Raw genomic sequence first — 18517 nt, forward strand, 5'->3', positions numbered from 1 at the left:
CTCCTTTGTGGAGGTTGCATGAACAGCTTCGTGCTGGTCGGGGGTTCGGGCTTCCTCGGCACCGAGGTCGCCGCCGCGCTGCTGGCCGCCGGGGAAGCGGTCACCAGCGTGGACCGGGTCGCGCCGCCGGAGGTCACCGCGGCGGCCGGGCTCGGCTGGATCAGCGCCGACCTGCTCACCGACGAACTGCCCGAGCTGCCGCCGGGCGTTGTCGTGCTGCTGCTCGGGGCCAGCGATCCGCGGCCGCGCCGGCCCTGGACGCTGCCGCTGCACAATGCGATCAGCACGGCCCGGCTGCTGCCCGCCCTGGCCGGGCGACGGGTCATTCTGACGTCCTCGGTCGAGGTGTACGGGTCAGCCGACGGCCCGCTGACCGAGGACACGGCACCGGTGCTGCCGTGGTCGGCCGGCGAGATCGACGCGTGGTGCGCCGACGCCCGTGATCTGGCCCGGGCCGCCTGTCCCCCGTGGCGGGCCGCGCCGCTCGCCCGCCGGATGGCCGACGCGGATCCGGCCGGGCGGTGGACGTACGCGATGGCCAAGCTCGCCCAGGAGCGGCTCGTCGCCGGAGCCGTCCGGAGCGACCGGCTGACCGTGTTGCGGCTGGCCAACGCGTTCGGTGCGGGTCAGGACCGGGTCGCCACCCGGCTGGTCCGGCGGGCGCGGGCCGGGCTGCCGCTGCCCGTCACGGCCGGGACCGTACGCAGCTTCCTGCCGCCGGTGGAGCTGGGCCGGATCCTCGTGGGCGGCATCGGGCCCGGCGTGTTCAACGTCGGCGGGCCGCCGGTGTCGCTGCACGCCCTGGCCACCGAGATCCGTACGCTGTGCGGCTCCGCCTCCCCGGTACGCGAGCAGCCGCGCCGTCTGCCGGACAGTTCGGGGCTGGTGGTCACCAATCGGCTCGCCGCGGCCGGTTACCGGATCGGTTCGCTGCGCCCGCACCTGGCCCGGCTCATCGAGCAGATCGGCGACGACCGGGAGCCGCTGTTCCGCCCGCCGCTGCCGGTCGTGGTGCCGCTGCGGCCGGTCCGTCCGGAGCTCGTCGTCGCCCGCCAGCAGCAGTGCCTGGTCAGCGGCGAGGTGAAGCACGGCAACCGGTGGACGCGGGAGCTCACCGAGCGCCTCGGCAAGGAGCTCGACCTCGACGACGACCGGCGGGTGCTGCTCACCGCGTCTGGGACCGCCGCGCTACGGATCATGGTGGCGGCGACGGTGGGCCGGGCGGGGCCGGGGGACGTGGCGGTGCTGCCGTCGTACACGTTCCCGGCGACCGCCGAGATCCTGGTGCAGCTGGGCTACCGGCTGCGTTTCGCCGACGTGGACCCGGTGACCTGGACGCTGTCACCGGCCGCGGTCGGCGAGGCGCTGCGGCCGGGTGACGTGCGGCTGGTCATGGCGGTCGACACCTTCGGCAATCCGTGCGACTACCCGGGGCTGCGCGCGGTCTGCCGGCGGGCCGGGGTGGCGCTACTGGCCGACTCGGCGGCGGCGCTGGGCAGCCTGCACCGGGGCCGGCCGGTGGCGCAGCAGGCGGACGCGCACGCGTACTCGATGAGTTTCGCCAAGGTCCTGTCGGCCGGCGGCGCGGGCGGCGCCCTGGTCCTGCCGGCTGAGGCCGCCGAGCGGGTGCAGGCCGACCCGGCGGGCTGGACCCGCTCGGAGCTGATGAACGAGCTGCACGCGGTGGTGGCGCTGGATCAGCTGCCGGTGCTGGGCGACCTGGTCCGGTGGCGCGCCGAGGTGGCAGCGGTCTACGCCGGCCTGCCTCTGGAGACGCAGCAGGTGCGCGACGGCGACCGGCACAGTTACGTGCACTGGGTGGCCCGGGTGGCGGACCGCGACGGGTTGCAGCGGCGCCTCGACGCGCTGGGGGTGGGGACCAAGCCGTACTTCGCGGCGGTGCACCGGGGGCCGCTCGGCGCGGGCCGGACCCTGCCGGTCACCGACGCGCTGCACGCCGAGGCGCTGGCTCTGCCGATGTCGTCGGAGCTGACGGTCGAGCAGGCCGAACGGGTGGTCGCGGCCGTCCGGCGCAGCCTGCCCTCAGGATGAGGTGAACGCCGAGCCGGTGGGCTCGCCCTGCTCGGGACGGGCCAGGCAGTGCACCAGCCGCTGGTCGGTGCCGGGCACCTCGATCGGCCAGGCCTCGCGCTCCCAGCCGTCGGTCGCGGCCCGGTCCCGGCTGCGGTCGGCCATGACCCGCGCCGAGCAGGCGGCCGCGATGTCCTTGCGCAGCAGCAGTTCGTCCTCGTGGCTCCGGCTGACGTCGGCGGGCAGGGCAGTGGCCGCGAAGGTCTCCCAGGTGTGGTCCCCGGCGCAGTCGAGATCCCGCGGCGACGACGCCCGGCCGTTGATGGCGGTCACCCCGGCCCAGCACAGCGGCTCGGCTGGGCAGAGCAGCGGGCCGCAGGTGACGAAGCCGGCCGGCCGCACGACCCCGGGCGCGGCCGGGCCCGAGGTGCCGGCGCCCACTGCCGGCCCGCCGTGCGGGTCCGGACGCAGGGTCTGCCACAGCGCCACGCCTCCGGCCACGACCAGGACAACCAGCGCCGCAGCCAGCACCGCCCAGCGCCGGGAACGTGACGTGGACGGCCGCGGCGCCCGCGGTGTCGGTCCGGGACCGACCGCGGCGCGGGCGGCTTCGGCCATCGCGGCCGCTGACGGCCAGCGGTCGGCCGGGTCGGTGGCCAGCGCCCGCTCGACCACGGCCAGCACCGGGGCGGGAATGTCACCGCCGAGCGTGCGGGGCGCGGCCTGCAGCCGCTGCAGCGCCACCGCGTACGGGTTGTCGCCCTCGAACGGGCGCCGTCCGGCGAGACACTCGTACGCGGCCAGCCCGAGCGAGTAGATGTCGCTGCGGCCGGTGGCGGGTTGCCCGAGCACCTGCTCGGGTGACAGGTACGTCGGCGTGCCCAGGACCGCGCCGGAGGCGGTGAGCTGGGTGCCGTCCTCCGTGCGGGAGATGCCGAAGTCCGTGATGAGCAGGGCGCCGTTACGCCGTACGAGAAGGTTGGCGGGTTTGATGTCGCGGTGCACGATGCCGCGCTCGTGCACCGCCTCGAGGCCGTCGGCGGCCTGCGCGACGAGCCGCATCGTCGTCACCGGGTCGAGGCGCCCCTCCCGGGCCAGCAGCTGCGACAGGGACTCGCCGTCGATGAACTCCATGACCAGGTACGTGATCCCGGCGCCGCGCCCGTAGTCGTGGATCGACGCCACCGCGGGATGGTTGACGCTGGCCATGGCCTTGGCCTCGACGAGGAACCGCTTGGCGAAGTCGGGCTGGTCGGCGACCCCGGGCAGCATGGCCTTGACCGCGACGACCCGGCCGAGCACCTCGTCGACCGCCCGCCAGACCTCGCCCATGCCGCCGGCGCCGATCCGCGCGTCGAGCCGGTAGCGGTCACCGAGCCTGAGACCGGCGTGCAGCATCGCCCCTCACCGTCCGTCCGTCGGACCGCCCCCAGCGGCCGCCCGCCGCGCATCCTGTCATGCGCCGGCGGGCGGCGGCCGGGGACTCCCGGTCCGCGGGTCTCAGGCGGCGAAGCGGGCGGCGATCCGGTCCGCGGGTCTCAGGCGGCGAAGCGGGCGGCGATCCAGTCCGCGACGAGGGTCGTCGAGGCGAACACCGCGCCGTCGTGGTTCTCGTTCTCGAGGGTGACGAGTTCGACCGGCTGCGGGTAGTCGTCCAGCTGGTCCTCCAGCGCGTCGGTGATGAAGGCCGGCACCGCCTCATCGGCCGAGCCCTGCACGAGCAGGATCGGTGCGCTCGGCGCCACCTGGGCCGGGTTGTCGTAGTGGGCCAGCTGGTCCACCACCGCCGGCGGCAGGGCGCCGCCGAGGAGCAGCTGGCCGGCCTTCAGTGACTGGTACTGGGCCAGGATCTCGTACAGGCAGCCGGATTGGAGCACGGACACGCGTTGCCGGGCGGGCGGGGCCAGCACGGTGAGCGGGTCGAACGACGGCTGGACCGCGGCCAGGCCGTACAGGGCCATCACCAGGTAGCCCTGGCCGGGCGTGCCGGGGATCAGCGGGGCCAGCACGTCGACGTTGGAGACCGGGGCGATGGCCGCGACGCCGCGCAACGTGAGGTCGCCGTCGTAGCTCGGTGCCAGTTCGCCGGCGAACAGTGCGCCCTGGCCGCCCTGGGAGTGGCCGTCGAGGACGTACTCGGTGCCGAGGTTGGTGTCCAGGTGACGGGCGGCCTTGACGCTGTCGATCATCGAGCGGGCCGCGCTGCCACCGATCAGGTACGGGTGTGCTTGCGGCGTACCCAGTCCCGGATAGTCGGGGGCCGCGACGGTCCAGCCCCGGGTGAGCAGCTCGGCGACGGCGGCCCGGGCCTCCGGCCAGAAGACTCCCTGGTTCTCGGAGGGCGCGCACTGGTCGGCCAGCCCGGTGGTGCCGTGCCCCCAGACCACGGTCTTGTTGGCCTTCTTGCGTTTGGGGCTGAGCACGAGTCCGGTGGTGGTGATGCTCGCGCCGGTGACACTCGTGCTGACGTACGAGACGCGCTTGCCGGTGGCCAGGGCGGTCAGCTCCGGTGGCAGAGTGGCCGCCGCCGTGGACAGGACCGTGCCCGGCGGGTCGGCGACGGCTGCCGCCGGACGGGCACCGGGGAGACCACCGCCGATGACCGCCAGGACGGATCCGACGACGGCGGCCCTCCTCGCGTGATGCCGCAGGACTGCGTTCATACGTTCCACCCCTTCCGGGTGTGATCTCGCTTGGTGCGTCCATGCAAGCCCGCTGACCAGGGCGATCTCGCACAGTGCGTGCGACGGTGCCGAGGACTCCCCGTTCGGTGCGGCACCCGTCGGCCGATCGACGGCGCGGGCCCGGCTGTGCGACGGTGGACCCATGACGGCCATCGCCGGGTTGACGCAGTCGGGTTCGGTCTACATCGGCGGGGACAGCGCGGGGGTGTCGGGCCTGAGCCTGACCGTGCGCGCCGACGCGAAGGTCTTCCGCAAGAACCGCTACCTGTTCGGCTTCACCACCTCGTTCCGGATGGGCCAGCTGATCCGGTATTCGCTGACCCTGCCCAAGCCCACCGGCGACCTGGACCGGTTCATGGCGACGACGTTCATCGACGCGGTGCGCGACTGTCTCAAGGCGGGCGGCTGGGCGGCCAAGGAGAACGACCGCGAGGAGGGCGGCACGTTCCTGGTCGGCGTACGCGGGCAGCTCTTCGCCGTCCACGACGACTACCAGGTGGCGAAGGCGGCCGACGGTTTCGCCGCGGTCGGCTGCGGTGACCAGATCGCCCTGGGCGCGCTCTACGCCACGGCGGGCACCGCGCTGGGGCCGCGCCGCCGGGTGAAGAAGGCCCTGGCCGCGGCCGAACGCTTCAACGCGGGCGTCCGTGGCCCGTTCGTGTGCCTGAAGGGCCGGCCCTAGGCTGACGCGGCGCGCAGCTGCGTGACCAGGAGCTCGATGCGGGCGGTGTCATGGCCCGGGCGTAGCCGGCCGTTGCGGCCGAGCACCACCAATCCGTGCAGCGCCGACCAGACGACCTCGGTGAGGGTGTCGACGTCGCGCCCGCCGGCGATCGTGGCGACCGCCGCGCGCAGCTCGGCGAAGGCTTCTTTCAGCGGCGCCGGCGTGTCCTCGGCCGCGAAGTGCAGTCGGGTGGACCGGATGAACATCGCGTCGAACAGCGCGGGATTCTTCGCGGCGAAGCCGCTGTAGGCAGCGGCGACCCGGCCGAGCTCGTCGCCGGACGCCCGGCTGTCGCCGCGGGCGGCGCGCAGTGTCTCGGCGAGCTCCTCGAAGCCCTCGACCGCGACGGCTTCGACGATGTCCTCCATCGAGCCGAAATGCTTGTAGAGCACGGGCTGGCTGTATTCGATCTCGGTGGACAGCCGGCGCGTGGTGACCGCCTCCCAGCCCTCGGTCTCGGCCAGGGTGCGCGCCGTCGCCGTGATCAGCCGGCGACGGGCGTCGCGCTCGCGCTGCCGGCGGTCCTCGATAGCCATGCCCGACTGTAGCATCGATAGCTTCGCTAGCACCGCTATTGACGCGAGCGGAATTGCGGATTAGCGTCGCTAGCGCTAGCAGTGCTAACCGCGATCGGAGCCTGACATGACCACACCCGGACACCAGCTCGCCGACCTCTTCGTCGAGATGACCAACACTCACAACCCGGACCTGGTGGACAGGTTCATCGCCGAGGACTACCGCAACCACAACGACTTCGTCGCCGACGGGCGCGAGGCCAACCGCCAGTTCTGGGCCGCGTTCTTCACCGGCCTGCCCGATGTGAAGGTCACCATGGAGGACCTGATCGTCTCCGGTGACCGCGTCGTCGGCCGCTTCGTCTACCGCGGCACCCACACCGGGGACCTGCTGGGCATCCCGGCCAGCGGCAAGCCCGTCGAGATGCGCAGCATCGACATCTGGCGCGTGCGCGACAGCCTGTTCGTCGAGCACTGGGACCAGCTGAACCTGATGCAGATGTTCCAGCAGATCGGTGCCCTGCCCCCGCTCGGCGGTCCCGAGGCCCAGGCATGACACTGGTCTCGCAACTCGCCGCACTTCTGGCCATCCTGAGCACCGGGATCGTCTACGGCACCGACGCCTTCTGCGCGCTCGTCCAGCGATCCGCCCTCGCGCACGTCGACGACAGCACCCTCACGGCGGTCATGGGCAACCTGCACCGCGTCGCTGACCGGCGCATGCCCGTACCCGGGATCCTCGGGGTCATCGCGGCGGGCGCCGCGGCCGTGCTCGCCGCGGTGTCCGGCCGTCCCGCCGCGGCCGCGACCGCCGGAGCGGCATTCGTGCTGCTGGTGGTCTGGGTGCTGCTCTACGTGCGGGTCAGCGCACCCATCAACCGGCGGCTCACCGCGGCCGCCGACGCCCACCAGACTCCAGCGGACATCCGCAGCTGGCAACGCGCCTGGGACCGCATCATCGTCCCCCGGGCCGTCCTGCAGGGGCTGGCCGTCCTCGCCTTGGGCGTAAGCCTCATCAGCTGACCCGGCACTACAGCTGGCTGTAAGACTTTTCCGGTGGTTCGGGGTAGCGATCAAGCCTCGCGTGACGCCTAGCGTCAACCGCCATGACAGTTGGATCGTATGCCGTACGCCTCGATGCGGTATCCAAAGTGCACGGGTCAGGGCGGAATCAGGTACGCGCACTGGACGGGGTCACGGCCGCGTTCCTCCGCGGTACGTTCACCGCCGTCATGGGCCCGTCCGGGTCCGGCAAGAGCACGTTCCTGAATTGCGTGGCCGGACTGGACCGGCCCACCTCCGGACGGGTCATGCTGGGTGACACGGAGGTGTCCGGCCGGTCGGAGACGGAGCTCACCGAGTTGCGCAGGGACCGGATCGGGTTCGTCTTCCAGGCGTACAACCTGCTCGGGGCGCTGACGGTGGCCGACAACGTCACGCTGCCGGTGCGGTTGGCCGAGAAGCCGGTGGACCGGCAGCGGCTGGCCCGCGTGCTGGCCGAGGTGGGGCTCACCGAGCTGCGCGACCGGCGGCCGAGCCGGCTGTCCGGCGGGCAGCAACAGCGTGTCGCGATCGCTCGGGCGCTCATCAACCGGCCGGACCTGGTGTGCGCCGACGAGCCGACCGGCGCCTTGGACAGCCGTACCGGCGGGGACGTGCTGGCGCTGCTCAGGAAGCTCGTCGACGACCTGGGGCAGACCGTGCTGATGGTGACGCACGATCCGGTCGCGGCCGCCCACGCCGACACCGTGGTGTTCCTGGCCGACGGCCGGCTGGCCGGCGAGCTGGACCGGCCTTGCGCCGAGCAGATCGCCGAGCGGATGACTCACCTGGGCGAGCCGTGAGGCGCCGGCTGCCGTCGAGGCGCATTTCGGTGCTGGCCTGGCGCACGATCCGGGCACGCCCGGGCGGGTTCGTCGCCGCGTTCATCGCGGTGCTGTTCGGCTCGGCGGTGATCACGGCCTGCGGGATCCTGCTGGAGAGCAGCGAGCGCGCGGGCGGGCCGACCGAGCGTTACCAGGCCGCCGATCTGGTGGTGGGTGCCCCGCAGGCGCTGCCCGTGGCCGACGACGTGGACCCCCGGTTCGCCGAACGAGCCACCCTGCCGGCCGACCGGGCCGGCGCCCTCGCGCGGGTGCCCGGCGTCCGGGCGGCGATCGCCGACGTCAGCGTCCCGGTCAGCTTGGTGACGATGGACGGCGGACTGCTCGCCCAGCCGGACGGCATCCCCCTGCTCGGGCACGGCTGGGAGTCAGCCGTGCTGGGCCCGTTCACCACGAGCGCGGGAGGGGCTCCGGTCCGGACGGACGACGTGGTGCTGGACTCCGCGCTGGCCCGGCGGGCCGGCGTCACTGTCGGCGCTGCGGTTCGGCTCGCGGTGGGCTCCCGCACGTCGACCTACCGGGTGACGGGCATCGCGGACCTGCCCGCAGGTCCACCCGCCCGGCAGTCCGCACTGTTCTTCACCGACGACCGGGCGCGGGAACTGACCGGCCGGCCGGATCGGGTGAACGCGATCGGCGTGCTCACCTCCCCGGATGTCGGCCCAGCGGAGCTGGCAGGCGCCGTCGAGGCGGCGTTCCCCGATGTGGTCGTCCACACCGGACGGGAGCGCAGCGAAGCCGAGTTTCTCGACATCGGCAACACGCGTTCGTTCCTCAGCGAGCTGGCTCTGGCGTTCGGCGCCAGCATGGTGCTGGTCATCATGATCGTGGTGGCCGGCACCCTCGCCCTGTCCGTCCGGCACCGGCTGCGGGAACTGGCCCTGCTGAGAGCGATCGGTGCGACCCCGAGGCAGGTCCTCGGCATGATCGCCGCGGAGACCACGGTGGTGAGCACGCTCGGGGCGGTACTCGGGGTCATTCCCGGCATCGGGCTGAGCTTGCTCTTTCGCGCGGCCTTCGCCTCGGCCGGCGCGATACCGGATGACTTCGCGCTGTCGATCGGCCCGCTTCCGGTGCTCGCGGCGTTGGTGCTCTGCCTCATCGGCGCCCGGCTGGGCGGTTGGATCGCCGCGCGGCGCGCAGCCGGGCTGCGGCCGGTGGACGCTCTCGGTGAGGCGGCCGTGGAGCCGCCGAAACTGGGATGGCTGCGGTTGACCGTCGGCGTGCTGCTGGTGCCCGCAGGTCTGGCCACCGCCCTCGTGCCGCCGCTCCTGCTGCCCGGTGACGGCGGCGCGGAGAGTGCGGCCTTCTCGGCGTTCCTGCTCATCTTCGCCGTCGCACTGCTGGGCCCGCGGTTGCTCGGTGGAGCCGTCACCGTGCTCGGTCCCTGGTTGAACCGCCGATCGGGCGTGAGCGGGTTCCTCGCGACGGCGAACGCCCACGCCAACTCCCGGCGGCTCGCCGCGGCGACCACCCCGCTGATCATGGGCATCACGCTGGCCGCCGGTCAGCTCTTCAGCGGGACGACCGCGAGCGCCGCCGCCGAGGATCAGGTCGCGGCCGGGCTACGGGCGGACCACGTCGTCACATCTCTTTCCTCCGGTGTGTCGCCCGAGGTGGCCGATCTGCTCCGGGAGGTGCCCGGCGTCTCGGCGGTGACCCCGGTGGTCCGCACCCGGACCCTGTCCACCGTGGCCTCGGGAGACAGTCTGCAGATCAGGAGCTATTCCGCCCAGGGGGTGGACGGCGACCGGCTGGCCGAAACCATGGACCTCGCCGTGCTCGAGGGTGATGTCGCGCGGCTGCGGGGCAACACGGTGGCGTTGAGCCGGATCGCGGCGGGCACCCTGGGCGTCGTTCCCGGCGACACCGTCGACCTCCGTCTCGGTGACGGCACGCCGATCAGGCCCACGGTGATCGCGCTCTACGAGCGAGGGCTCGGCCTCGGTGACGTCACGCTGCCGCACGACCTCGTACTGGCGCACACCACCGACCACCTGGATTTCGCGGTGCTGGTCACGGCGTCCGCGGGCACCGGCGTCGGGGCACTCGGCGATGCCCTTCGATCCGCTGTGCGGGACCTGCCGACCGTCCGGGTCGACGATCGGGAGTCGTTCGTCGCGGCGCAGCGCGACGCCGGCGCCGGGGAGTCGGCGGTGGGCCTGATCCTCAACGCGGTGCTGCTGGGCTACCTGGCCATCGCCGTGGTGAACACCCTGGTGATGGCCACGGCCGCCCGGTCGCGGGAGTTCGCCCTGCTGCAGCTGGTCGGCGGCTCCAGGCAGCAGATCCGCGCGATGATGCGCGCCGAGACGCGGATCATCGTCGTCGCGGCCGTGCTCCTCGGCACCATCGCCGCCATCCCGTCGTTGATCGGCACCAGCCTCGCGCTCACCAGGACATTGATGCCGTCCGTCCCGCCCTGGGCCTACCTGGGGATCGTCGCGGTCGCCGCGCTGCTCGGCGGGGCCGCCGTCATGACCTCGACCCGGATCGCCATGCGGCCGCGCGCGGTCGACGCGATCGGCGTCCGGGAGTGACGGAGGGACCGGTCAGACCCGCAGGTACGCCAGGACGGCGAGCACCCGCCGGTGCCCGCTGTCGCTCGCCGCCAGCCCCAGCTTCGCGAAGATGTTGCCGATGTGCTTGTGCACGGCGTTGTCGGTGATGAACAGTCGGGCGGCGATCGAGGTGTTGTCGTGCCCCTGCGCCATCAGGCCGAGGATCTCCCGCTCGCGCCGGGTCAGGGTGGCCAGTGGATCGCCGCGGCGGTTCAGCAACTGGGCCACCACCTCCGGATCCAGGGCGGTGCCACCGGAAGCGACCCGCCGTACCGCGTCGACGAACTCATCCACCCGGCTCACCCTGTCCTTGAGCAGGTACCCGACTCCGGCCGGGGCGCTGGACAGCAGCTCCGCCGCGTACTCGTGTTCGACGTACTGCGACAGCACCAGCACCGGCAGCCCGGGGTGGTCGCGGCGCGCGCGGAGCGCGGCGCGGATCCCCTCGTCCCGGAACGAAGGCGGCAGCCGGATGTCGACGATGGTCACATCCGGACGGTGCCGGCCGACCGCCGCCAGGAAGGCGTCGGCGTCGGTGACGATGTCCACCACTTCGAAACCGCGACGGCTCAGCAGCAGCTCCAGGCCCGAGGAGAGCAGCACGTTGTCCTCGGCGATCACTACCCGCACGGCAGCTCCACGATCAGCGTGGTCGGCCCGCCCGGCGGGCTGGAGACCGTGACGACGCCGTCCAGCGCCTCCGCCCGGCGCCGGATGCCGGCCAGGCCGCTGCCCGCCGTCTCATCGGCCCCGCCGGCGCCGTCATCAGCGACGACGATGGACAGCCGATTGCCACGCCGGTGCGCGCGCACCACGGCCGAGCCGGCTCCGCTGTGCTTCGCCACGTTGGTGAGCGCCTCCGCGACCGCGAAGTACGCCACCGCCTCCAGCGCCGCGGGCACCTGCCCCAGCTCACCGACGTCCACGTCGGTACGGACCCCGCCCCGGGCCGCAACCGTGCGAAGCGCGCCGGCCAGCCCACGGTCGGCCAGGATCGGCGGATACATCGTGCGGATCACGTCCCGCAACTCGATCATCGCCTCCTCCGTCCCCTCGTGCGCCTCCCGGAGCAACCGTTCCACCAGCACCGGGTCGTCCGCCAACGCGTCCCGGGCCACCGCCAGCCGCACGGCGATGGCGACCAGCCGAGCCTGCGTTCCGTCGTGCAGGTCCCGCTCGATACGGCGCAGCTCGGCGCCGTGCGCCTCCAGCACGTCCGCCCGGGTCCTGGTCAGCACCTCGACACGGCCGGCCAGACGCTCGGCCGGAGAGGGGGCAAGCAGCGCCAGCGTAGCCTTGGCGTACGCGCCGGCCAGCAGCGGCAACACCAGCAGCACCGCCCCGCTGAGCACGCCGAGCTGAGCCGCGCCGAGAACCAGGGCCGTTCCCCAGTCGCGCACCGGCACGTCGAAGACCAGCCGGGCCGGATCCTCGGCCGGGAAGGCCCACCACAGCGGCGTCACCACCAACGCCGCCAGCAGGTTCCCGACGCACAGCACCGTCAGTAGCCCGACGGGCAGGCCGGCCACCACGTGTACCGACAGCCAGGCCCAGTGCCGGCGGCGCAGCGGCTGACCCGGCGACACCGTGACGCCGCGCATCCGGCCGGCCCGCCGCCGGTGCCACTGGGCCCAGGGCCGGCCCACCACGGGCACACAGAGCAACGGCAGCCCGATCAGCGTCACGACCGCCGTTCCGAGCGTGCCCAGCAGGTACCACGTCGCCCGCATCCCCCGAGTCAGCACTCCCCCACTTGTACAGGGTCCGTTCTAGTTGCCCACGCCGAGGGAGGCCATGAACGCCGCCGGGTAGCGGTCGCCGCGGGCCGCTCCCGCCGGCACTGCCTGCTCGATCGCGGCGAGGTCGTCCGCCGTCAGGGTCAGCTCGGCCGCGGGCAGCGCCTCGGCCAGCCGCTCCCGGGGGCGCGCCCCGACCAGCGGCACGATGTCCGCTCCCTGCGCCGCCACCCAGGCGATGGCCAGCTGCGCGACCGTGCAGCCCTTCGCCCCGGCGATCCGGCGCAGCGCTTCCACCAGGGCGAGATTGTGTTCCACGTTGCCGCCGGCGAACCGCGGGCTGAAGCCGCGGCTGTCGCCCGGCCGGGGCGGTCCGGCGGACCAGTGCCCGGAGATCAGGCCGCGGCCCAGCACACCGTACGCGGTCAGCCCGATCCCCAGTTCCCGCAGCGTGGGCAGCACCTCGGCCTCCACCGCCCGGGACAGCAGTGAGTACTCGATCTGCAGGTCCGCCACCGGGTGCACGGCCTGCGCCCGGCGGATCGTCTCCGCGCCGACCTCCGACAGGCCCAGGTGCCGCACGTAGCCGGCGTCGATCATCTCCTTGATGGCGCCGACGGTGTCCTCGATGGGCACCGCCGGGTCCAGCCGGGCGGGGCGGTAGATGTCGATGTGGTCGACGCCCAGCCGGGTCAGCGTGTAGGCCAGGAAGTTGCGCACCGCCTCCGGGCGGCTGTCCTGGCCGCCGAAGCCGCCGCCTGGCCCCCGCCGCATGCCGAACTTGACGCTCAGCTGGTAGCTGTCCCGGTCGCGGCCGCGCAGGGCCTCGCCGAGCAGCAGTTCGTTGTGGCCCATGCCGTAGAAGTCGGCGGTGTCGATCAGGGTCACGCCCGCGTCCAGCGCGGCGTGCACCGTGGCGATCGCTTCCGCGCGGTCGGTCACGCCGTACGCGCCCGACATGCCCATCGCGCCCAGGCCCAGCGTGGCGACGGCCGGTCCGGTCCTGCCCAAGGTTCGTGTCTGCATCATGGCTCAACGGTGGACCCGGTCCGGCGCGGGCGGGAGCGGAGCGTTCATCGTGGGAGAGCCGCTCCCTGGATACCCGGGCCCGGCGCGGAGCACCATGAGGTCATGCATCGTGACCAGCTCGCCGACTTCCTGCGCCGCCGCCGCGAGGCCGTCCGGCCGGCCCAGGTCGGCATCGCCGAGGGCCCGCGCCGGCGCACCACCGGCCTGCGCCGCGAGGAGGTGGCCATGCTGGCCGGCATGTCGGTCGACTACGTGGTACGCCTGGAGCAGGGCCGCAGCAGCCAGCCCTCGACCCAGCTGCTCGGCGCGCTGGCCCGGGCCCTGCGCCTCTCCGACGACGAGCGTGACCACCTGTTCCACCTCGCCGGGCACCGTCCCCCGCCCGCCGAGGGCATCGCCGGCCAGGCCCGCGCCGGTCTGATGCGCATGCTGGACCTGCTCGGTGACACCCCGGCCATGGTGCTGTCCGACCTGGGTGAGGTGCTCGCCCAGAACCGGATGTCCTCCCTGCTGACCGGCGATCTCACCCACTTCTCCGGTGACCGGCGCTACGTCGTGTACCGCTGGTTCACCGACCCGGCCGCCCGCGCCGCTCACGCGGATGACGAGCAGCAGGAGCACAGCCGCCGGCTGGTGGCCGGCCTGCGCGCGACCGCCGGCCGCCGGTCCGGTGATCCCTCCGTCGCCGGGCTCGTCGACCGGCTGCAGGCGGCGAGCGCCGACTTCCGGCGGCTCTGGGCCGAGCACGAGGTGGCGGTGCGGCGCATGGACCGCAAGACCTTCCGGCATCCGCGGGTGGGCCGGCTGCGGATGGACTGCGAGACCCTGGTCACCCCGGACCAGGGTCAGGAGCTGGTGGTCCTCACCCCGGCCGACGACGAGGCCCGCGAGCGGCTGGAGCTGCTGCGCGTGCTGGGCGTCGAGGAGTGGCCCACGGCTACGACAGACAGGCCGCTCCGGGACGGCGGCCGGTGACCAGGAGCTGCTTGCCGGTGTCGGCCAGCAGGGGCGACTCCAGCAGCTGACGTTCCAGGGCCAGGTGGGCCTCGCGGTCGGTGGTCAGCCGGCGGGTGAGCTCGTCGCGGCCCAGGGGTGTCGCCGTCACCAGCAGGCCGCGGGTGCGGACGTCGGTGAGGCCGGCCGCGGTGAACGCCGCCTCCAGCCGGGCCCGGTCGAGCAGGTGCAGGTCGGCTTCCAGGCCGTGCTGGCGCCACACGCCGCGCCGGGTCGTCAGCCGTTGCCGGGCCTCCTGCTCGCGGCCGTCGCGCAGCAGCTCCAGCACCAGGGCGACCAGCGAGTCGACCAGCACGGCCAGGACGCCGCCGGGACGCAGCCAGCCGGCCAGGTGGGCGATCGCGGCCTCGGGGTCGTCCGTGTACTGGAGTGAGCCCATCGCCAGCACCATTCCGGCGTCCGGCGGCAGCTGCGCGTCGGTCATCGACCCCTCGACGAGGGTGAAACCGGGGTCGCTCGGGTGGCGGCGCAGAGCGGCGATCATGCCCGGGGACTGCTCGACGCCCGTCACGTCGTACCCCAGGCTCCGCAGCCGGCGCGCCCAGCGCCCGACGCCGCAGCCGGCGTCGACGATCCGGTCCGGGGGCTGCGGCAGCAGGGCGGCCGTCTGCTCCCAGGCCAGGTCGTCGTAGGCGCGGCGGTGCGGGACGGCGAAGTGCTCCTCGTAGCCGTCGGCGAGCGCGTCGTAGAGGGGCCGGCTAGGCCGCAAGGGACTTCCGTCCCGCGCGCCACTGCAGGTCCGCGAGGTACGTGCCCGGCCGCCACCGCAGGTTGAGGCTGTAGTTGCTGCCGCAGCCGACGCACTCCTTGCGGAACAGCCGGGCGTGCTCCTCGCGGTATTCGGGGGCGTCGACGATGGCCGCCAGCGACCGGGAGCGGACGGTGGCGGTGGGGTCGTGGGCCCAGCACCCGCCGACCTGGCCCTGCGAGTGGATCATCAGCTTGAGCTGCGACTCGGCGCACGGCAGGTCGCGTTGCACCAGGTCGCTGAAGTGGCCGCGCAGATAGCGCAGGTCGGAGTAGCGCGGCAGCCAGCGGCGGTCCCGGCGGGCCAGCTCCTCCAGCTCGGCCAGGGCGGTGTCGAGGCGGTCGCGGTCGACGGCGGTCTGGTCGGTCACCGCGTCCGTGCGGAACAGGAACGTGCGGTCGGTGACCAGGTTGAGGTAGAGGGCGACGCCGAGCTCCTGGGCCAGGGCGGCGATGGCGGGCAGGCTGTCCACGTTGTCGCGCATGACCGTGAAGTTCATCCGCACCTTGAGCCGGTGCCGGTCGCGTTGGGCGATCAGGTGCCGTAGGTGCTCAGTGGTGGTGGCGAAGGCGCCGAGGCGGCCGCGGATCCGGTCGTGGACCAGGGCGGTCGGACCGTCGACCGAGACGTTGAAGCTGCGCACGCCCGCGGCGATGACCTCGTCGAGGACGGCCGGGGTGAGCCGGATGCCGTTGCTGTTGAGGTGCAGGTGGCGGACGCCGGCGCTGCGGGCGTACGCCATCAGCGCGATCGCGTCCGGCCGGATCAGCGGCTCCCCGCCGGTGAAGTTGACCTTGTGGATGCGCAGCGCCACGAGCTGCCGCAGCACGTCCTGCCACTCCTCGGTGGACAGCTCCCCCTTGGTGTTCGAGGTCCAGCAGCCGCAGCTGGTGCAGCGCAGGTTGCAGTTGTCGGTGAGGAACAGCTCGGCGACCAGCGGCCGCACGTGCAGCCGGGGCGCGAACCGTTCCTTGACCGCCAGCCGGCCGAAGAACGCCGCCAGCCGTGCCTTCTCACCGAGGGTCATGGCAGTCTCCTCGCCGCGACGAACGGGTTCATCGCACCAGCCGCCCGCAGAGCTCGTCGAGGACGGCCACGAGCCGCTCGTCGGAGACCGCCGGTGGCAGCGGCCGCTCGGCGAGCAACCGCCGCGCGTCTTCGCGGTGCCGGGCGACCGCTCCGGCCAGCTCGCCGACGTCCCAGACGGCGACGACCCGGCCGGCCCGCTCCTCGGCCCGCAGGTATGCGACCTGGTGATCGTTGCCCATCTCGCCGCGTGCGGCCTCGCGCGCCACGGCCACCGGCACGCCGCCGAGCCGCTGCACCAGCCGCACGGTGTTGCCGGCGTGGGTGAGCACGACGTCCGCGGCGGCGAGCCGTTCCTGCAGCTCGTCCAGCGGCAGGAACGCCGCGTGCGGGCAGGGCGGGACGACGGTGGACGTGCCGGTCTGGGCGAACACCTCGTGCTCGGCGCAGAGCGGGGCCAGCGCGGCGATGAGCCGGTCGAAGGGCCACGGTCCCATCCCGACGGTGACCAGGACGCGGGCCATCAGTAGAGCTCCCCGATCAGCACCGCGCGGCGACGGGTCTCCAGCAGGGCCGGCCGCTGCACCAGCACGGCGGCGGCGAACCGGGCGCAGATCCGGGCGGCGGCCCCGGGCGGACCGGTCATGTTGAACGTCTCCAGCCACAGGGCGGGCACGCGCAGCAGCCGGGCCGCGAGGAAGAAGCCGACGGCCACGCCGGTGCCGGCCGACACGATGACGTCGGGTCGCTCGGCGCGCAGCAGCCGCAGCGCCCGCCAGGCCGCCGGGATGACCCGCAGCTTGGTGCCGGTGGTCAGCTCGGCCCGCCAGTGCACCCGCTGGCCGGCCAGGGCGACCTCGGTGTCCGGGGCCGGCACGGCGACCCAGACCGGGTCGTGACCCTGCCACCACGGTCGCAGGGCGAGCAGATCCAGCAGCACACCGCCGCTGCTGGAGACGAGGAGCACCCGATAGCGCCGGCCCATAGGGCGTCAGGCTAGCGCAGCGCCCGCCCCGGCCCATCCACTGTGGAGAGGCGGATTCCCGACAGTCAGCCGAGCTTCTTGTAGAAGAAGCTGCAGTCCTGGAGCTCGCCGGCCGGGTCGGCCGCGTAGTCCGGGACGATGCCGTAGCGGTGCCAGCCCGCCGACTCGTAGAGCCGTTCCGCCGCGCTGGCCGTCTCCGTGTCGAGCAGCAACAGGGTGATCCCGGAGGCGGCGGCTGCCTCCTCGGCGGCGGCGAGCAGCCGGCGGCCGAGGCCGTTACCCCGCGCGTCGCGGCGCACGGCCAGCTTGACCACTTCGGCGCGGTGCCGGGCGTTGGGCTTCTCCGCGTACGCCAGGCTGACCGTGCCGGTGACGCCGGCCGGACCGCTGCTGATCCACACGGCGAGGCTGCCGTCCGCGACCGCGCCGGCGCGGGACCGCCACCAGGCAGTGGCCGCTGCGTGGTCGAAATCGGCCAGGAAGCCGACGGAGGCGCCGTCGGCCACGGCGTCGACGAGCAGGTCGGCCAGGGCCGGCAGGTGTGCGGCGAAGTCGTCGCCGGTGAGCCGGGTGACGGTCACGGCAGCACCACGAAGACGGCGTAGCGGACCGGGCCCGGACCGGGGTTGTAGAAGCGGGTCGGGCCCCAGAGGCGGAACCGCAGGCAGTCCCTCGCGTCGAGGCGGTGCGGGGTGCGGTCGTCCGTCAGCTCCAGCCGGCCGTCGAGCACCCACACGTGCTGTTCCATGCCGGTCACCGGGGGCGCGTCGTAGGAGATGTCGGCGCCGGGGTCGAGGACCCCCTCGATCAGCTCGCCGCGCAGGCCGGCGTGCGGCGGGGAGACGCTGCGGCGGGTGAAGCCGGCGGAGTCGTCGCGCCAGAGCGCCTGCTCCGCGCCGCGGACCACGGCGGGCGGCTCGGCCTCGACCTCGGCCAGCAGGCGGGACATGGTCCAGCCGTACGCGGTGCAGAGCTTGCCGAGCAGCGAGGCCGTCGGGCTGATCTCGCCGCGTTCGAGGCGGGACAGCGTGGAACGGCTCACGCCGGTGCGGCCGGCCAGGTCGTCCAGGGACCAGCCGCGCGCGACCCGCAGCTCGGCGACGCGGGACGCCAGCCGCTCGTCCAGAGCATCTCTCATATCCGGGATGCTATCCCAGATCTGATCAGTCCTCGCGTTCGGCCTTCAGCGCGCGCCGGCTGGCCGCGTCATTGGCCTTGCCGATCGCCTCGACCAGCTCGGCCTTGGTCATCCGCGAGCGGCCGGTCACGTCCAGCCGCTTCGCCACCTCCAGCAGGTGCTTCTTGCTCGCGTTCGCGTCGACGCCGCCCGCCGTGGGACGGTCGGTGTCGACACCACCCTCGGCCTGCGCATCGCTCGGGCCACGCTGCTCCTTGGGCTCCCAGTGGTCGCCGACCTTCTCGAACGAGTGCTTGAGCGACGACAGGGCGGTGCGGTGCGCGCGCTCGCCGTCGCCGTACTGCTCGACGGCGCTGTCCAGGGTCTCCGCGTAGGTGTCCTGGGCCTTGCGCGGCGACCGCTTGATGGTGCTCGGCAGGTTCTCGCGTGCGGGCATACCGTCG

20 protein-coding genes are annotated in these 18517 nt (G+C 73.4%); 7 read left to right on the forward strand and 13 right to left on the reverse strand.

Annotated features, from left to right (window positions below):
* Positions 1-18: 18 nt before the first annotated feature.
* Positions 19-2052 (forward strand): aminotransferase class I/II-fold pyridoxal phosphate-dependent enzyme, encoded by a 2034-nt coding sequence (locus ACQP2Y_RS28955; protein ID WP_433718204.1) that lies wholly within the window; start codon positions 19-21, stop codon positions 2050-2052.
* Here ACQP2Y_RS28955 and ACQP2Y_RS28960 read toward each other — a convergent pair.
* Both ACQP2Y_RS28960 and ACQP2Y_RS28965 read right to left on the reverse strand, forming a co-directional pair.
* The gene (locus ACQP2Y_RS28960; RefSeq protein WP_433718206.1) at positions 2044-3429 is read right to left on the reverse strand and encodes a serine/threonine-protein kinase; all 1386 of its coding nucleotides are present in this window, start codon (positions 3427-3429) and stop codon (positions 2044-2046) included. The two genes, ACQP2Y_RS28955 and ACQP2Y_RS28960, sit on opposite strands and share 9 nt — an antisense overlap.
* 140 nt (positions 3430-3569) lie before the next feature.
* The gene (locus ACQP2Y_RS28965) at positions 3570-4694 is read right to left on the reverse strand and encodes an alpha/beta fold hydrolase (RefSeq protein WP_433718208.1); all 1125 of its coding nucleotides are present in this window, start codon (positions 4692-4694) and stop codon (positions 3570-3572) included.
* A 163-nt stretch (positions 4695-4857) separates the two neighbouring features.
* On the opposite strand from ACQP2Y_RS28965, the gene ACQP2Y_RS28970 reads away from it, so the two are divergent.
* The gene (locus ACQP2Y_RS28970; protein WP_360832255.1) at positions 4858-5397 is read left to right on the forward strand and encodes a hypothetical protein; all 540 of its coding nucleotides are present in this window, start codon (positions 4858-4860) and stop codon (positions 5395-5397) included.
* Here the strand turns inward: ACQP2Y_RS28970 and ACQP2Y_RS28975 are convergent.
* Positions 5394-5975, reverse strand: a complete 582-nt coding sequence (locus ACQP2Y_RS28975; protein WP_433718211.1) for a TetR/AcrR family transcriptional regulator — start codon at positions 5973-5975, stop codon at positions 5394-5396. The two genes, ACQP2Y_RS28970 and ACQP2Y_RS28975, sit on opposite strands and share 4 nt — an antisense overlap.
* A gap of 106 nt (positions 5976-6081) precedes the next feature.
* Here ACQP2Y_RS28975 and ACQP2Y_RS28980 point away from each other — a divergent pair, with 106 nt between their 5' ends.
* From ACQP2Y_RS28980 to ACQP2Y_RS28995, 4 genes are all read left to right on the forward strand, one after another.
* A complete protein-coding gene (locus tag ACQP2Y_RS28980; RefSeq protein ID WP_433718213.1) occupies positions 6082-6510 on the forward strand; it encodes an ester cyclase in 429 nt (142 codons plus the stop codon).
* Positions 6507-6977 carry a DUF1772 domain-containing protein gene (locus ACQP2Y_RS28985; RefSeq protein ID WP_433718215.1) on the forward strand — a complete coding sequence of 157 codons (471 nt, stop codon included), beginning with the start codon at positions 6507-6509 and terminating at the stop codon, positions 6975-6977. The genes ACQP2Y_RS28980 and ACQP2Y_RS28985 overlap by 4 nt, the downstream gene beginning before the upstream one ends.
* Before the next feature lie 83 nt (positions 6978-7060).
* A complete protein-coding gene (locus ACQP2Y_RS28990) occupies positions 7061-7798 on the forward strand; it encodes an ABC transporter ATP-binding protein (protein WP_433718217.1) in 738 nt (245 codons plus the stop codon).
* Between the two features lie 29 nt (positions 7799-7827).
* Complete coding sequence (locus ACQP2Y_RS28995; protein WP_433718219.1) at positions 7828-10377, forward strand: ABC transporter permease; 2550 nt, start codon at positions 7828-7830, stop codon at positions 10375-10377.
* A 12-nt stretch (positions 10378-10389) separates the two neighbouring features.
* On the opposite strand, the gene ACQP2Y_RS29000 is transcribed toward ACQP2Y_RS28995, so the two are convergent.
* From ACQP2Y_RS29000 to ACQP2Y_RS29010, 3 genes are read right to left on the reverse strand one after another with little or no spacing between them, the layout of a single operon-like run.
* Positions 10390-11028, reverse strand: coding sequence for a LuxR C-terminal-related transcriptional regulator (locus ACQP2Y_RS29000; protein ID WP_433718221.1), 639 nt, complete (start codon positions 11026-11028; stop codon positions 10390-10392).
* Positions 11019-12128 (reverse strand): sensor histidine kinase, encoded by a 1110-nt coding sequence (locus tag ACQP2Y_RS29005; protein WP_433718223.1) that lies wholly within the window; start codon positions 12126-12128, stop codon positions 11019-11021. The genes ACQP2Y_RS29000 and ACQP2Y_RS29005 overlap by 10 nt, the downstream gene beginning before the upstream one ends.
* Before the next feature lie 39 nt (positions 12129-12167).
* Positions 12168-13163: an aldo/keto reductase gene (locus ACQP2Y_RS29010; RefSeq protein ID WP_433718225.1), complete on the reverse strand. Its 996-nt coding sequence runs from the start codon at positions 13161-13163 to the stop codon at positions 12168-12170.
* A 102-nt stretch (positions 13164-13265) separates the two neighbouring features.
* Between ACQP2Y_RS29010 and ACQP2Y_RS29015 the strand changes: the two genes are divergently transcribed.
* Entirely contained in the window at positions 13266-14138 is an 873-nt protein-coding gene (locus tag ACQP2Y_RS29015; RefSeq protein WP_433718227.1) for a helix-turn-helix transcriptional regulator, read from the forward strand.
* Here ACQP2Y_RS29015 and ACQP2Y_RS29020 read toward each other — a convergent pair.
* From ACQP2Y_RS29020 to ACQP2Y_RS29050, 7 genes are all read right to left on the reverse strand, one after another.
* Positions 14101-14886 (reverse strand): class I SAM-dependent methyltransferase, encoded by a 786-nt coding sequence (locus ACQP2Y_RS29020; protein ID WP_433718229.1) that lies wholly within the window; start codon positions 14884-14886, stop codon positions 14101-14103. The two genes, ACQP2Y_RS29015 and ACQP2Y_RS29020, sit on opposite strands and share 38 nt — an antisense overlap.
* Entirely contained in the window at positions 14876-15952 is a 1077-nt protein-coding gene (locus ACQP2Y_RS29025) for a radical SAM protein (protein WP_433718230.1), read from the reverse strand. The genes ACQP2Y_RS29020 and ACQP2Y_RS29025 overlap by 11 nt, the downstream gene beginning before the upstream one ends.
* 28 nt (positions 15953-15980) lie before the next feature.
* On the reverse strand, positions 15981-16475 hold the full coding sequence (locus ACQP2Y_RS29030) for a hypothetical protein (protein WP_433718232.1): 495 nt from the start codon (positions 16473-16475) through the stop codon (positions 15981-15983).
* Complete coding sequence (locus tag ACQP2Y_RS29035; protein WP_433718234.1) at positions 16475-16936, reverse strand: hypothetical protein; 462 nt, start codon at positions 16934-16936, stop codon at positions 16475-16477. Before ACQP2Y_RS29035 ends, ACQP2Y_RS29030 begins: the two co-directional genes overlap by 1 nt.
* 65 nt (positions 16937-17001) lie before the next feature.
* Entirely contained in the window at positions 17002-17517 is a 516-nt protein-coding gene (locus tag ACQP2Y_RS29040) for a GNAT family N-acetyltransferase (protein ID WP_433718236.1), read from the reverse strand.
* Entirely contained in the window at positions 17514-18074 is a 561-nt protein-coding gene (locus tag ACQP2Y_RS29045) for a helix-turn-helix domain-containing protein (RefSeq protein ID WP_433718238.1), read from the reverse strand. Before ACQP2Y_RS29045 ends, ACQP2Y_RS29040 begins: the two co-directional genes overlap by 4 nt.
* 25 nt (positions 18075-18099) lie before the next feature.
* Positions 18100-18510: a ChaB family protein gene (locus ACQP2Y_RS29050; RefSeq protein WP_433718239.1), complete on the reverse strand. Its 411-nt coding sequence runs from the start codon at positions 18508-18510 to the stop codon at positions 18100-18102.
* Positions 18511-18517: the final 7 nt, after the last annotated feature.

This window comes from Actinoplanes sp. CA-051413, assembly GCF_050955795.1.
Lineage (GTDB): Bacteria > Actinomycetota > Actinomycetes > Mycobacteriales > Micromonosporaceae > Actinoplanes.